Source organism: Sphingomonas sp. NFR04 (genome assembly GCF_900114095.1).
GTDB lineage: Bacteria > Pseudomonadota > Alphaproteobacteria > Sphingomonadales > Sphingomonadaceae > Sphingomonas.
Genome location: NZ_FORV01000003.1, coordinates 366,369 through 380,501, shown reverse-complemented (window position 1 = coordinate 380,501; position 14,133 = coordinate 366,369). Strand labels below are relative to the sequence as shown.

The 14,133-nt window shown below is 69.1% G+C and carries 11 protein-coding genes; 8 read left to right on the top strand and 3 right to left on the bottom strand.

Features of this window, described 5'->3' with window-relative positions; all coding sequences use genetic code 11:
* Positions 1–2: 2 nt before the first annotated feature.
* The 4 genes from leuS (at position 3) to BM009_RS11680 (ending at position 7,040) form a co-directional block, all read left to right on the top strand.
* Entirely contained in the window at positions 3–2,534 is a 2,532-nt protein-coding gene (gene leuS, locus BM009_RS11695) for a leucine--tRNA ligase (protein ID WP_093296330.1), read from the top strand.
* Positions 2,531–3,034 carry an LPS assembly lipoprotein LptE gene (lptE, locus tag BM009_RS11690; protein WP_093296328.1) on the top strand — a complete coding sequence of 168 codons (504 nt, stop codon included), beginning with the start codon at positions 2,531–2,533 and terminating at the stop codon, positions 3,032–3,034. The genes leuS and lptE overlap by 4 nt, the downstream gene beginning before the upstream one ends.
* Positions 3,031–4,053, top strand: coding sequence for a DNA polymerase III subunit delta (holA, locus tag BM009_RS11685; protein ID WP_093296327.1), 1,023 nt, complete (start codon positions 3,031–3,033; stop codon positions 4,051–4,053). The genes lptE and holA overlap by 4 nt, the downstream gene beginning before the upstream one ends.
* Before the next feature lie 239 nt (positions 4,054–4,292).
* Positions 4,293–7,040: a glycosyl hydrolase 115 family protein gene (locus BM009_RS11680; protein ID WP_093296326.1), complete on the top strand. Its 2,748-nt coding sequence runs from the start codon at positions 4,293–4,295 to the stop codon at positions 7,038–7,040.
* Here BM009_RS11680 and BM009_RS11675 read toward each other — a convergent pair.
* On the bottom strand, positions 7,016–7,894 hold the full coding sequence (locus tag BM009_RS11675) for a PEP-CTERM sorting domain-containing protein (RefSeq protein ID WP_093296324.1): 879 nt from the start codon (positions 7,892–7,894) through the stop codon (positions 7,016–7,018). The genes BM009_RS11680 and BM009_RS11675 overlap by 25 nt on opposite strands.
* 91 nt (positions 7,895–7,985) lie before the next feature.
* Here BM009_RS11675 and dinB point away from each other — a divergent pair, with 91 nt between their 5' ends.
* The 3 genes from dinB (at position 7,986) to BM009_RS11660 (ending at position 12,534) form a co-directional block, all read left to right on the top strand.
* Positions 7,986–9,071 (top strand): DNA polymerase IV, encoded by a 1,086-nt coding sequence (gene dinB, locus BM009_RS11670; RefSeq protein WP_093296591.1) that lies wholly within the window; start codon positions 7,986–7,988, stop codon positions 9,069–9,071.
* Between the two features lie 92 nt (positions 9,072–9,163).
* Positions 9,164–10,105, top strand: a complete 942-nt coding sequence (locus BM009_RS11665) for a YihY/virulence factor BrkB family protein (protein ID WP_093296323.1) — start codon at positions 9,164–9,166, stop codon at positions 10,103–10,105.
* A gap of 65 nt (positions 10,106–10,170) precedes the next feature.
* Positions 10,171–12,534, top strand: coding sequence for a hypothetical protein (locus tag BM009_RS11660; RefSeq protein WP_093296321.1), 2,364 nt, complete (start codon positions 10,171–10,173; stop codon positions 12,532–12,534).
* Positions 12,535–12,542: 8 nt separating this feature from the next.
* Here the strand turns inward: BM009_RS11660 and BM009_RS11655 are convergent, their stop codons facing one another.
* On the bottom strand, positions 12,543–12,932 hold the full coding sequence (locus tag BM009_RS11655; protein ID WP_093296319.1) for a four-helix bundle copper-binding protein: 390 nt from the start codon (positions 12,930–12,932) through the stop codon (positions 12,543–12,545).
* A gap of 134 nt (positions 12,933–13,066) precedes the next feature.
* On the opposite strand from BM009_RS11655, the gene BM009_RS11650 reads away from it, so the two are divergent.
* Positions 13,067–13,291 (top strand): DUF3072 domain-containing protein, encoded by a 225-nt coding sequence (locus BM009_RS11650; protein ID WP_093296318.1) that lies wholly within the window; start codon positions 13,067–13,069, stop codon positions 13,289–13,291.
* A 12-nt stretch (positions 13,292–13,303) separates the two neighbouring features.
* Here BM009_RS11650 and kdsA read toward each other — a convergent pair whose 3' ends face one another.
* Positions 13,304–14,125 carry a 3-deoxy-8-phosphooctulonate synthase gene (gene kdsA / locus BM009_RS11645; RefSeq protein ID WP_093296317.1) on the bottom strand — a complete coding sequence of 274 codons (822 nt, stop codon included), beginning with the start codon at positions 14,123–14,125 and terminating at the stop codon, positions 13,304–13,306.
* Between the last annotated feature and the right edge of the window lie 8 nt (positions 14,126–14,133).

Here is a 14,133-nt window from a genome sequence, read left to right as displayed (position 1 = left end):
GAATGGCGTCTCGCTTCAATCCCTTGAAGGCGGACGCGGCGTGGCAGAAGGCGTGGGAGGAAAACCGCACCTTCGCCGCCCGCGACGATTCGCCCAAGCCGAAGTCCTATGTGCTCGAGATGTTCCCCTATCCGTCGGGGCGCATCCATATGGGCCATGTGCGCAACTACACGATGGGCGACGTGCTGGCGCGCTTCCGCCGGATGAAGGGCATGGAAGTGCTGCATCCGATGGGCTGGGACGCCTTCGGCATGCCCGCCGAAAATGCCGCGATGGAAAAGAAGGTCCATCCGGGCGCCTGGACCCGCCAGAACATCGCGACGATGAAGGCGCAGCTCAAGCGCCTGGGCTTCGCGCTCGACTGGACGCGCGAGATCGCCACCTGCGAGGCCGATTATTACGGCCAGGAACAGGCGCTGTTCCTCGACCTCTATGAGGCAGGCCTGGTCTATCGCAAGGAAAGCGCGGTCAACTGGGATCCGGTCGACATGACCGTGCTCGCCAACGAGCAGGTGATCGACGGGCGCGGCTGGCGCTCGGGCGCGCTGGTCGAGCGGCGCAAGCTCAACCAGTGGTTCCTCAAGATCACCGATTTCGCCGACGACCTGCTCGAAGGGCTGAAGGGCCTCGAGCATTGGCCGGACAAGGTGAAGCTGATGCAGGAAAACTGGATCGGCAAATCGGAAGGCCTGCAGTTCACCTGGTCGCTGTCCGACGGCGAAGGGCTGACCGTCTACACCACGCGGCCGGACACGATCTTCGGCGCCAGCTTCGTCGCGATCGCGGCGGACCACCCGATCGCGCAGGGCCTCGCCGCCGGCAATCCCGAAGTCCAGGCGTTCATCGAGCGCTGCAAGCAGGGCGGCACCACCGCGGCCGAGCTGGAGACGCAGGAGAAGCTCGGCTGGAACACCGGGCTCACCGCGCAGCATCCGTTCGACGCCAGCTGGCAGGTGCCGGTCTATATCGCGAACTTCGTGCTGATGGATTACGGCACCGGCGCCGTGTTCGGCGTGCCGGCGCATGACCAGCGCGACTTCGAATTCGCGACCAAGTACGGCCTGCCGATCCGCCGCGTCGTCTCCGAAGGCGACAAGACCGATCCCAAGTTCGACGGCACCGAGGCCTATACCGGCCCCGGCACGCTGGTGAACTCGCACTTCCTCGACGGCCTCGACGTCGTCGATGCCAAGCGCGAAGTGATCCGCCGCGCCGAGGAAGGCGGCTGGGGCACCGGCAGCACCGTGTGGCGCCTGCGCGACTGGGGCGTCAGCCGCCAGCGTTATTGGGGCACCCCGATCCCGATCATCCATTGCGAGGATTGCGGCCCCGTCGGCGTGCCCAAGGAGCAGCTGCCGGTCACGCTGCCCGAGGACGTCGCGTTCGACGTGCCCGGCAACCCGCTGGACCGCCATCCGAGCTGGAAGCATGTCGACTGCCCGAAATGCGGCAAGCCCGCGCGGCGCGAGACCGACACGCTCGACACCTTCGTCGATTCGAGCTGGTATTTCCTCCGCTTCGCCAGCCAGCCCTCGGACAAGCCGTTCGACAAGGCGGTGGCCGAGCAGTGGCTGCCGGTCGGCCAGTATATCGGCGGCGTCGAGCATGCGATCCTGCACCTGCTCTACGCGCGTTTCTTCACCCGGGCGCTGCGCCATATCGGCCGCATCGACGTGGCCGAGCCGTTCGCGGGCCTGTTCACGCAGGGCATGGTCACCCACGCCAGCTATTATCAGCTCGAAGAGCATGAGGGGCTGGAGCGGAAGGTGTATTTCGAGCCGACCCAGGTCTCGTTCCGCGCCGATGGCTCCGCCTATCTGACCGACACCGGCGCCGAGGTGACGGTCGGCCGTGTCGAGAAGATGTCGAAGTCGAAGAAGAACACCGTCGACCCGACCGAGATCGTCGACCAATATGGCGCCGACGCGACCCGCTGGTTCGTGCTCTCCGACAGCCCGCCCGAGCGCGACCTGGAGTGGAGCGAGAGCGGCATCGAAGGCGCGTGGCGCTTCGTCAACCGCCTGTGGCGCCTGTTCGACGGGCTGGAGAATGCCGAGGGCGAGGACAAGGATCTCGACCGCAAGCTCCACCGCACCATCGCGGGCGTCGCCGAGGACATCGAGGCGCTGACCTTCAACAAGGCCGTCGCCAAGCTTTATGAGCTGACCGCGGCGATCGAGAAGGCCAAGCCCTCCGCCTCGCGCACCGCGGCGATCCGCGCGCTGGTCCGCATCGTGGCGCCGATGGTGCCGCACATCGCCGAAGAGGCTTGGGCGGCGATGGACGAAACCGGCATGATCGCCGATGCCGAATGGCCGGCGGTCGATCCGGCGCTGCTGGTCGACGACGAAGTGACGATCGCGGTGCAGGTCAACGGCAAGCTGCGCGACACGCTGGTGATGCCGAAGGGCGCCGCCAAGGACGTGGTCGAGGCCGCGGCACTTGCGTCGGACAAGATCGTTCGGCTGCTCGAAGGCAATGCGCCGCGCAAGATCATCGTGGTGCCCGATCGATTGGTGAACATCGTCGCATGAACAAGTCCGTCGCCCTGCTCGCCCCCCTCGCCCTCGCGCTCTCGGCGTGCGGGCTGCATCCGATGTACCAGGGGGGGAGCAGCGGCACGGTCGCGACGACGCTCTCGGCGGTCGAAGTCGCGCCGATCCAGGGCCAGTCCGGCTGGCTCGTCTCGAACGCGCTCAAGGATCGCCTCGCGAACAACGGCGGCGCAGCGGCCTATCGGCTCGAAGTGAAGCTCGACGACCAGATCATCGGCCTGGGCGTGCGGCGCGACGACTCGGTCTCGCGCGAGCGGCGGACGCTGCGGGCACGCTATCAGCTGATCGACCTGCGCAGCGGCCAGGTGGTGCTCGACGCGACCGCCGGGTCGGATGCGGGCATCGACGTGGTCGGCTCGGAATATGCGACGATCGCCGCCGAGAAGTCGGCGCTGGAGCGGCTCTCGGGCATCGTCGCCGACCAGATCGTCGCGCGGCTGGCGCGGACGGTGCGCGAAGGCGGCGCGCGGCCCCAGTGAAGGCCAATGCGGGCCAGATCCGCGCGGCGGTAGAAGCGCCAAAACCCGATACGCGTCTCTATCTGCTCCACGGCCCCGACGAAGCGGGCGCCGCCGATCTCGCCGCGCGGCTCGGCAAGGCGCTGGGGCCGGACGTCGAGCGTATCGACATCGACATGAAGATGCTGCGCGACCAGCCCGGACTGCTCGCCGACGAGGCGGCGTCGCTGTCGCTATTCGGTGGCGCGCGGTACATTCGGGTGTCCAACATCGAGGAGGGCGCGGCAGAGGCGATCGCGCTGCTGCTCGGCGCCGAGCGGGCTGGCAATCCGGTGGTTGCGATCGGCCCCAACCTCAAGACTAGCGGCAAGCTGGTGAAGGCGGCGATCGCCGCGCCCACGGCGATGGCCTTCGCCTGCTATGTGCCCGAAGGCGCGGGCGCGGCGCAGCTGGCGGGCACGATCGCCCGCGAGCACGGCCTGCGGCTGACCGGCGACGTGCCGCACCGGATGGCGGCGGCGGCCAATGGCGACCGCGCGATCCTCACCCGCGAGATCGAGAAGCTGGCGCTGTTCCTCGACGCGGATCATGAGCATCCGCGCGATGCCGATGGCGCGGCGCTGGATGCGATCGGCGCGGACCTCGGCGAAGGCGAGCTGTTCGGCGCGATCGAGGCGGTGCTCGACGGGCGCGTGGCCGAGGTCGGCGAGGAGCTGGCCAAGCTCGGCGAGGGCAGCGGCTCGGCGATTCCCTTGATGCGCCAGCTGGTCCGCCGGCTGATGACGCTGGCCGAGCTGCGCGCCGAGATGGACCAGGGCGCCAGCGTCGACGACGCGATGGAGCGCCACCGCGTCTTCTTCAAGGAACGCCCCGCCACCGGCCGCGCGCTGCGCCGCTGGTCCGCACCGCAGATCGCGAGGGCGATCGAGCGGGTGCGCCAGGCCGAGCGGGCGATGATGTCCTCAGGCAGCGCGGGGGAGTTGCTCGCGGAAGTGGAGTGCGTGGCGATCGCGCGGGCCGCGGCAAGGGCGAAGGGCTGACAAGATCCTCCCCGGCACGGGAGGCAGCTAACCCCTCGGAAGCCGCAAACGGCAGCACTCGAAACCTTCGTCATTCCCGCGAAGGCGGGAATCCATTCGCCTGTGCGTTTGACGAAAGAGCCGCACCATCAGCGCCAATGGATCCCCGCCTTCGCGGGGATGACGAGGTACTTGCGCCACAAGGGATAGAGCTCGGATCGGGGATTCCCTTCTGCGCCTCCCCATGCTTCAAGCGCGGCATGCGTCACCTCGCCCTGCCCGCTCTTCTCGCTCTCCCCATCGCCGCGCACGCCCAGCAGGCAGTGCTGTTCGATGGGCGGACCACCGCGACCATCGTCCATGAGGATGCGACGTCCGCAAAGCTCGCTGGCGAACTCCTTGCCCGCGACATCGGCAAGCGCGCCGGCAAGACACCGCTGGTGGCGAGCGACCTCGCCGCGTGCGGCAAGCTCTGCGTCGTCATCGGTCAGAGGGACTCCGCCGTTGTCCGCGCCGTGGCGACCGATGCCAAGGTCGACCTCGCCGCGCTGAACGGCCAGTGGGAACGCTATATCCGCGTCCTCGCCCCCTCCCGGCAGCATCCCGGCCGGTCCTATCTGCTGATCGCCGGCTCGGACCCGCGCGGCGCGATCTGGGGCACGGTGGACCTCAGCCGCGCGATCGGCATCTCGGCATGGGAATGGTGGGCGGACGTCACCCCGCGCCATGCCGACCGGCTGGTCGTCGACGGCCGCCGCCTGCTCTCCGAGGCCCCCTCGGTCCAGTATCGCGGCATCTTCCTCAACGACGAGGATTGGGGTCTCCAGCCCTGGGCGGCCAAGACCTATGAGCCCGAGACCGGCGATATCGGCCCCAAGACCTACGCGAAGGTGTTCGAGCTGATGTGGCGGCTCAAGGCCAACATGATCTGGCCGGCGATGCACGAGAGCACCAAGCCCTTCTACCAGATCCCCGGCAATGCCGAGATGGCGAAGGCGTACGGCATCGTCGTCGGCACCTCGCATGCCGAGCCGATGCTGCGCAACAATGTGCGCGAGTGGGACGAGAAGGCGGAGGGCCCGTTCAACTTCTTCACCAATCGCGACCGCATGGTCGACTATTGGCGCCGCCGCGTCGACGACGTGAAGGCGTACGAAAACGTCTACACGATCGGCCTGCGCGGCAAGCATGATTCGGCGCTGGAGGGCGCGAAGAGCCCGGAACAGGCGCTTGCCGCCACGGCCCAGGCGATCGACCTGCAGCGCGGCCTGCTCGCCACCGCGCAGGGCAAGCCGGCGGACCAGGTGCCCCAGGTGCTGACGCTCTACAAGGAAGTGCTCGACGTCTATCGCAGCGGGCTCAAGGTGCCCGAGGACGTGACGCTCGTCTGGCCCGAGGACAATTACGGCTATCTCGGCCAGTTGCCCACCGCCGCCGAGCGGGCCCGCAAGGGCGGATCGGGCCTCTATTACCACATCAGCTACTGGGGCCGGCCGCACGACTATCTGTGGCTGGCGACCACCCATCCCGCGCTGATCCGCGAGCAGCTGGACCGGGCATGGCAGACGGGCACGCGCAAGCTCTGGGTCGTCAATGTCGGCGACATCAAGCCGGGCGAGGTGCTGGCGAGCTATTTCCTCGACATCGCCTTCGACACCAGGCTGCTCAACAAACCGGTCCGCGCGCAGCTCGCCGACTGGGCGAAGGAGCAGTTCGGCGCGCAGGGACCGGCCGTCGCCGACGTGCTGATGGACTATTACGACCTCGCCTGGGAGCGGAAGCCCGAGTTCATGGGCTTCAGCACCGTCGAGCCCGAGACCCCGATCCGCATCGCCGACTATGTTCGCACCGGCGGCGACGAGGCGCAGGCGCGGATCGCCCGCTATCAGGCGCTGCTCGACAAGGCCGAGGCGTTGGGCGCGACTATACCCGCCGACCGCCGCGATGCCTTCTTCCAGCTGGTGCTGTACCCGGTGCGGGGCGCGGCCAAGCTCAACGAGCGCAACCTCAAGCTCGATCTCGCAGCACTCTACGCGCGTCAGGGGCGTGCAAGCGCCAATGCGCTCGCCGACCAGGCCCGCGCCGCGCACCAGACCATCGTCGCCGACACTGCCGCCTACAATGCCCAGAATGGCGGCAAGTGGCGCGGCATCATGGACATGGCCCCGCGCCAGCTCGCCGTCTTTGCTGAGCCGCCCTACCCCAAGATCGATCTCGCCCCCGTCGCGCCCTGCGGCGCCGATGCCCGCGCGCTCGCCTTCGCCCCCGGCAAGGCGGAAACGCGATACATGACCGTCTATGGCAAGGGTGCGGTGAGCGACTGGAAGGTCGAGGGGCTGGAAGGCGTCGAGCTTTCGGCCCGGGCCGGCCGGCTCGATGCGCGCAACGGCTACGAGATGCGCGTCGCGGTGAAATATGACGGCAAGGGTCCGATCGCCGCGGGCAAGATCCGCTGCAACGGCGCGATGGTCTATCTCGAGCCGGTGCTCCAGCCCTTCCCGGCCGGCGACGCCACGCCCGAGGTGAACCACATCATTTCGCTGACACCGGCCGACCTGAAGCTGGCCGGCACGCCCTGGGAGCGGATCGCCGAACTAGGCTCGCGCGGCGCGGTATTGCGCAGCAAGCTCGACCTGCCCTCCAGCGACAAGGCCGACGCTACCGCCCCGCTCGTCCTGCCCTTCGTGTTGGGCAACAAGGGCGATGCCGAGCTCAGGATCGTCGCGCTGCCGGTCCACGCCCTCACTTCGGCGAACAAGCTCCGCATCGGCGTGCGGGTGGGCGGGGGCGCGGTCACCGTGCTCGACTATGAGACCCATGGCCGCAGCGACGAGTGGAAGGCCAATGTTCTCTCCAACACCGCGATACGCACCCTCAAGCTCGGCCTGCTCGCCGCGGGCGCGCACAGGATCGAGGTCTTCGCGATGGACCCGGGCTTCCTGCTCGACCGGATCGACGTGCGCCTCGACGGCGCCCCCGACTATTACGGCGCGCCGCCGACCCGCTGAGCCGCCAGCTCGGCGGCGGCGACGTCGCGCAGCCGCCGGGCGACGTCGGGGTTGATCCCCAGATCCTCGGCGGCGCGCTCGCGCGGGCCCAGGCTGCGCGGATCGCGGCCGGTGATCGCGCCGAACTCGACCAGCGCCTCCAGATAATAGCCCTCGGCGCTGGCGTGATACTGGTCCCAGGTCCACAGGCTGAACTGGCCCCAGGCAATGCCGTCATAGGGATTGGCATCGGCAAAGCCGTCGCGGATCGCGCGGTTCCAGGCAGTGCCGACCGGCAGCACCCCGAAGATGCCCGAGCCCGGCACCAGCGCCAGCCGATTGGCGGCAAGCAGATCCTCGGCCATGCGATAGATCGACGCGCCGTGCCAATGCCCGCCGGGGCGATAGGTCTGGTCGGCGCGCGACCAGGTCGCCACGAGATTCACCTGCGCCGCCGGGTTGCGCGCGTGGAACAGCGCCGCCAGCTCGCGTGCCGCCGCGAGGTGGCGGGTAGGATCGCCCGGCCGCTCGGCGTCGAGCGTGCTGAAACCCTGCAGCACCACCACGTCCCAGCGCCGGTCGATCAGCGCGCGGCGGTTGGCATAATGCCAGGCAAGGTCCTTGCCGGGCGAGGTCTCCAGGCTCACCTGCCAGTCGAGACCGGATTCGATCGCAAAGGTGCGGAACAGCGCCGGCACGCCGCCGATCCCCTCGCGATTGAGGTCCATCACCCGATCCGGGCGATAGCGCATCACCGGCGAGTTGGCGCCGAAGGTGAAGCTGTTGCCGACGAACAGGATCGTCTTCGCCGCCGCGGGCAGCGTCCAGACAAGACAGGCGAGCAGCAGGGCGAAGCGGCGGGCAAAGCTTGGCATGGCCCTCCTTAGCCGCCCGCCCGCCCGATTCACAATGACTTGGATCGGAAACGCTGTTCCCTATTCGTTCATCCGGCGGTATAGCCGCGCCATGGCCGCGCCGCCCATACGGAAGATCCTGCATATCGACATGGATGCGTTCTACGCCTCGGTCGAGCAGCGCGACGATCCCAGCTTGCGCGGCAAACCGGTGGCGGTGGGGTCGGCGGCGGCGCGCGGCGTGGTCGCGGCGGCGAGCTACGAGGCGCGCACCTTCGGGGTGCGCTCGGCCCTCCCCTCGGTCACCGCGCTGCGGCGCTGCCCGGACCTGATCTTCGTGCGACCCCGCTTCGACGTGTACAAGGCCGTCTCGCAGCAGATCCACGCGATCTTCGCCGACTATACCGAGCTGATCCAGCCGCTGTCGCTCGACGAAGCCTATCTCGACGTGACCGAGGATCGCCGCGGCCTCGGCACCGCCTGGGCGACGGCGAAGGAGATTCGCGCGCGCGTCCTGGCAGAGACCGGGCTCACCGCCTCGGCCGGCGTTTCGTACAACAAATTCCTCGCCAAGCTCGCCTCGGACCATCGCAAGCCCAACGGCCAGTTCGCCGTCACCCCGGACATGGGTGCGGCCTGGGTGGAGACGCTGCCGGTCTCGCGCTTCCACGGCGTCGGGCCGGTCACCGCCGCCAAGATGCAGCGGCTGGGGATCGAGACCGGCGCCGATCTGCGCGCCAAGTCGCTCGACTTTCTCCAGCAGCATTTCGGCAGCAGCGCCGAATGGTATCACCAGATCGTCCGCGGCGTCGATGATCGGCCGGTGAACCCCAATCGCGAGCGCAAGTCCTCGGGCTCCGAGACCACCTTCAGCCGAGACCTCACCGAGGATGCCGAGATCGAGGCGGCGGTGCTGGGCCAGGCCGACGATGTGTGGGAATGGTGCGCGCGCACCCAGGGCTTCGGCCGCACCGCCACGGTGAAGATCAAATATGCCGACTTCCAGATCATCACCCGCAGCCGCAGCCACACCGCCCCGATCACCAGCCGCGAGCAGCTCCACGCGGCAAGCATCGCGCTGCTGCGCTCGGTGCTGCCGACGCCCAAGGGCATAAGGCTGGTGGGTGTGACCGTCTCCAATTTCGAGCGCGGGCTGGCAGAGCCGCTGCCGTTGTTCGGCCATGCCGACATGCCGTAGCGGGTGCGATATCAACAGCCTGCACCTTTGGGCGCAAGGAACCGGTTTTGCCGGTCGCGCGCTTTCCCGCCACAAGAAACAGGGGAAGCAGGATGGATCCGAAGGGGCGCGACGCGCACAGCCCATGGGCGATGCCATGGGCCGGGTGGAAATCCGTGCTATGGCGCAGCTGGAACGAGGCGAGCGACGATAATATCGGGCTGATCGCCGCCGGCGTGGCGTTTTACGGCTTCCTCGCGCTGGTGCCGCTGCTCGGCGCGGTGGTGCTGAGCTACGGGCTGATCGCCGATCCGGTGACCGTGCTGCACGACGTCCGCGCACTTTCCACCATCCTGCCGCGCGACATCGCCGCGGTGGTGGGCGACCAGCTGCTCGGCCTCGTCCACAGTCCGGACGGCCAGAAGGGCTTCGGCATCCTGATCGCGCTCGCCATCGCGCTGTTCGGCGCGCGCAACGGCGCCGGCGCGATCATCGCCGCGCTCAACATCGCCTATGAGGAGAAGGAGAAGCGCAACTTCATCTGGGTGAACCTCACCGCGCTGGCGATCACCCTTGGCGCCGTGATCGCAGCGGTGCTCGCAGCGGGCGCGATGACCGTGCTTGGTGCGCTCGATCATTTCCTGCCTTTCGCGCCGGACGCCCTGCTGGTGCTCGGCAAGATCGCCAGCCATGTGCTGCTGACGCTGGCCGGCACTGCGGGCGCGGCGGCGCTCTATCGCTTCGGCCCGTCGCGGGCCAAGCCGCGCTGGACCTGGATCACGCCAGGATCCCTACTCGCCGCGCTGCTCTGGCTGGGGCTGACGCTCGGCTTCGGCGCCTATGTCCGCTATGTCGGGCGCTTCGATGCAACCTATGGCTCGCTCGGCGCGATCGTCGCGCTGCTCACCTGGCTGTACCTTTCCTCCTACGTGCTGCTGTTCGGCGCCGAGCTCAATTCTGAGCTGGAGCACCAGACCGCGCACGACACCACCACCGGCGCGCCCCAGCCGCTCGGCCAGCGCCGCGCGTGGGTGGCGGACAATGTCGCCGAGTGACGCTTGGCAACGACTCGTCGCGCGGACGGTGGCCCTGCCCGCCCCGCTTCCCCTATAGCGGCGCGATGCTTCGCCTTCCCCTGATCCCGCTGCTGCTGGCGCTGCTCTGCGCCGCGCTCCCCGCCCAGGCCCAGCAGAACGCCTTCGACCTGGTCGGGCCGGACCTGAAGCTGACGGTGACGCGGGGGAGCACGACGCTGCCGATCGGCGCGGTGCCCTCGCTCCAGCCGGGCGACAAGGTGACGGCGGAGGCGGCGCTGCCGCCCGACCAGTCCGCGCATTACCTGCTCGTCGTCGCCTTCCTGCGCGGCGCGACCAACCCGCCGCCCAAGGACTGGTTCTTCGTCGCCGAGACCTGGCGCAAGAAGAAGAACAAGCTGGAACTTACGGTGCCCGAAGGCGCCGAACAGGCGGTGCTGCTGCTCGCTCCCGATACCGGCGGCGGATTCGATGCGGTGCGCGACGCCGTCCGCGGGCGCCCGGGCGTGTTCGTGCGGGTGGCGCAGGACCTGTTCCAGGCCTCGCTCGATCGCGCGCGGCTCGATGCGTTCGTCACCGCCATCGCGCGGATCGGCGATACCGCGCCCGAGCGGCTCGCCACCGCCGCGCCGGTGCTCGCCAATGCGCTGCGGATCAAGCTCAACGCCGAATGCCTGTCGCGCCCGCGCGGGTTGCAGGCCGCCTGCCTCACCCAGAATCGCGACTCGCTGGTGCTGCAGACCCAGCGCGGCACCACCCTGGCCGAAACGTTGACCGGCACCCCGGCCGACCTCGCCTACAGCATCGCCGCGACGCCCCAGGCCGGCGGCGGCTATTACAGCTCCTATATCGGGCTGGCGCGTGACGTGGCGAAGCTGTTCGGCGCGTTCCGCAGCCCGCAATATCAGTATCTGCCGGCGCTGGCGCTGGGCCGCGGCGACACGCTGAAGCTGCTGCTCAACGCCGCCCCCTCGTTCCAGAGCCCGCGCTCGGTGCTCGCCGCGCCGCTGCCGCCGATCGGGCCCGCCACGCCGCCGATCTGGCAGGCGGGCGGGCCGACGCCGGTGTGCCTCGCCAAGCCCGATCTGGTGCTGCCGCTGGAGGACGCGCCCTTGCTCTACGCCACCGATTTCGGCCGCTCACTGTCGGTGCGGGTGACCAGCAACGAAGGGGCGACCCGCGACTTCGCCGTACTGCCCGATGTCGAGAAGGGCGGCGTGAAGCTGGACGGCGCGGTACCGGCAGACCTCGGCACCGTCTCCAACGCCGTACTGCAGGGGCGCTGGGGCTTCGACACGTTCACGGGGCCGCGGCTGCCGGTCCAGCTCGACAAGATGGGCGCGTGGCGCGCGGTGCCGGACAGCAATGTCGTCGTCGGGCGCGAGCATCCGCTGGTGCTGCGCGGCGGTGCGGCCTTCTGCGTCAGCCAGATCGCGCTGAGCGATGCGGGCGGCACCCGCACTCCGGTGCCGTTCAAGGTGACCGGCCAGGACGAACTGACCATGACGCTGCCGCTCAAGGACGCCAAGCCCGGGGCGCTGACGCTCAACATCGCCCGCTTCGGCAGTGCGCCGCCGGACACGATCCCGCTCGTCGCGCGGCTGGAGGCGAGCCGGCTCGAGCGCTTCGTGGTCCACGAGGGCGACACCGATGGCGTCCTCGACGGCGCGCGGCTAGACCAGGTGGCGGGGCTCGACTGGCACGGACTGCACTTCACGCCCGGCGCCCTGTCGCGCGGCGGCGACGGCGACCGGCTGGCGATGACTGCGCCCGGCCCGATCCCCGCCGGCGACGGCGAGGCGGTGGTGCGGCTCCGCGATGGGCGTAGCGTGAAGCTGGCGGTCCGCGCGACGGCGCCGCGCCCGGCGGCGACGCTGCTCAGCCGCGCGGCGAGCGGCAAGCCTGCCACGGCTGCGCTGCCGATCACCCTGCCCGATGGCGTGTTGCCGGCCGATGCCTCGATCGATTTCTCGTTCAAGGTCAGCCGCGGGTCGCTCAGCGATAGCGGTGTCGTCGAGGTCGCCGGGGCCGAGGGACCGAGCGCTCGCCTTACCTTCCGCGACGGCGCGCTGCAGCGGATCGGCGGCGACGTGGTGGTCGCGCATTTCACCCCGCGCGCGCTGCTCGGTGCCGGAATCGCGGGGCCGCTCCGCTATCGGCTGGTGCAGGACGGCACCCCAGGCGACTGGCAGCCCCTGGTCACGCTCGCGCGTCTTCCGGTGCTGACCGGCCTGACCTGTCCGGGTGCAGGTGCGGCCTGCTCGCTTGCCGGCCAGGACCTGTTCGTCGTCGCAGCGCTGAGCGATTCCGCCGACTTCGCCAAATCGACATCGGTGCCGCTCGGCTTCGTCGGCAGCACCATCACGCTGCCCGCACCGAGCGGCGACGCCCTGTACCTGCGCCTGCACGATGCGCCGGACGTGACGGCGAAGGTAGCGCTGCCGAAGTAGCGCTGGCGTTACTGGACGCTGGGCAGCGCCGCGCGGCAATCCTCGGCGCATTCGCGGCACATTGTCGCGCAGAGCTGGCAATGCTCGTGGTCATGCTTGGCGCATTCCTCGGCGCAGAGCTCGCAGGCGCGGATGCAGGTCTCCAGCATCGTCCGCAGCATCGCGATGTTCTGCCCGGTCCGCCGCGTCGCGAGCCGGGCCGTCGCCGCGCACACGTCCGCGCAGTCGAGGCAGGTCCGCACGCATTGCCGCATGTCCATCGCCTCGGCGACACAGGCATCGGCGCAACTGGTGCACATCAGCGAACACAGCATCGCATGGCGCGCCGCCTTGGCGAGCGCGGCGTTGGCGTCAGCGCCCACATCGGGGTGCAGCGCGATCATCTTTTCAAGCGACATGGGATGGCTCCTTGCTGGCCGGCATCGGTCCGCCTCCAACGGCTCGGGCCGAGCAAGGGTTCAGAAGAAATGCCGTGGAACCAGCACGATGCGCCGCCCGTTACCGAACGTAACAGGAACAACCGGAGGCGATCATGGCCGAGACACTGCACAACCCGAAGCTCGACGAACATCCCGGCTCGAATACCGAGAAGGACCCCGATGACTGGGTCTCGGGCGACGATCCGATGACCGGCGCGCAGGCCTCCTACCTCACCACCCTGCTGGAAGAGGCCGGCGAGCCGCCGATCGAGGGCGATCTCAACAAGGCGGAAGCGTCGAAGCGGATCGATGCGCTGAAGGAACAGCTCGGCCGCTGAGCGGCGACCGGCTCAGCCCGCCTTAGCGAGCGTATCGAACGCCTTGAGGCGGGTGAGCAGGCCGCGCATCTGATCGAGCGGCACCATATTGGGGCCGTCGCTGGGGGCGGTGTCGGGCGCCTGGTGCGTCTCGATGAACACCGCCGCCACGCCCACCGCCACCGCGGCGCGGGCGAGCACCGGCACGAACTCGCGCTGCCCGCCCGAGCTGGTGCCCTGCCCGCCGGGCTGCTGCACCGAATGGGTAGCATCGAACATCACCGGATAGCCGGTCTCCGCCATGATCGGCAGCGACCGCATGTCGCTGACCAGCGTGTTGTAGCCGAAGCTCGCTCCGCGCTCGCACAGGATGATGTTGTCGTTGCCCGTGGAGGCGAGCTTCCGCGCGACATTCTTCATGTCCCAGGGGGCGAGGAACTGGCCCTTCTTGACGTTCACCGCACGGCCGGTCTGGCCGGCGGCGAGGAGCAGGTCGGTCTGGCGGCAGAGGAAGGCCGGGATCTGCAGCACGTCGACCACCTCGGCCACCGGCGCGCACTGGCCGGCATCGTGCACGTCGGTCAGCACCGGGCAGCCGAACGTGGCCTTCACCTCGGCGAACACCTGGAGCGCCGCGTCCATGCCGATGCCGCGCGGCGCGTCGATCGAGGTGCGGTTCCCCTTGTCGAACGAGGTCTTGTAGATGAGGCCGATGCCAAGCTCGGCGCAGAGACTGGTCAGCGCCTCGGCCATGAACAGGGCATGGTCGCGGCTTTCCATCGCGCAGGGGCCGGCGACGAGCACGAACGGCTTGTCGTTGGCGATCTCCAGGGCTCCGACCTTGACCGTCTTCATCGTCAAAT

Excerpts from the sequence above, each read along its gene's own strand:
- BM009_RS11675 (WP_093296324.1), bottom strand. The coding sequence starts at position 7,894 with ATGCCAAGCTTTGCCCGCCGCTTCGCCCTGCTGCTCGCCTGTCTTGTC.
- BM009_RS11650 (WP_093296318.1), top strand. The coding sequence starts at position 13,067 with ATGGCCGAGACACTGCACAACCCGAAGCTCGACGAACATCCCGGCTCG.
- BM009_RS11660 (WP_093296321.1), top strand. The coding sequence starts at position 10,171 with ATGCTTCGCCTTCCCCTGATCCCGCTGCTGCTGGCGCTGCTCTGCGCC.
- BM009_RS11680 (WP_093296326.1), top strand. The coding sequence starts at position 4,293 with ATGCGTCACCTCGCCCTGCCCGCTCTTCTCGCTCTCCCCATCGCCGCG.
- kdsA (WP_093296317.1), bottom strand. The coding sequence starts at position 14,125 with ATGAAGACGGTCAAGGTCGGAGCCCTGGAGATCGCCAACGACAAGCCG.
- dinB (WP_093296591.1), top strand. The coding sequence starts at position 7,986 with ATGGCCGCGCCGCCCATACGGAAGATCCTGCATATCGACATGGATGCG.
- leuS (WP_093296330.1), top strand. The coding sequence starts at position 3 with ATGGCGTCTCGCTTCAATCCCTTGAAGGCGGACGCGGCGTGGCAGAAG.
- BM009_RS11655 (WP_093296319.1), bottom strand. The coding sequence starts at position 12,932 with ATGTCGCTTGAAAAGATGATCGCGCTGCACCCCGATGTGGGCGCTGAC.
- lptE (WP_093296328.1), top strand. The coding sequence starts at position 2,531 with ATGAACAAGTCCGTCGCCCTGCTCGCCCCCCTCGCCCTCGCGCTCTCG.
- BM009_RS11665 (WP_093296323.1), top strand. The coding sequence starts at position 9,164 with ATGGATCCGAAGGGGCGCGACGCGCACAGCCCATGGGCGATGCCATGG.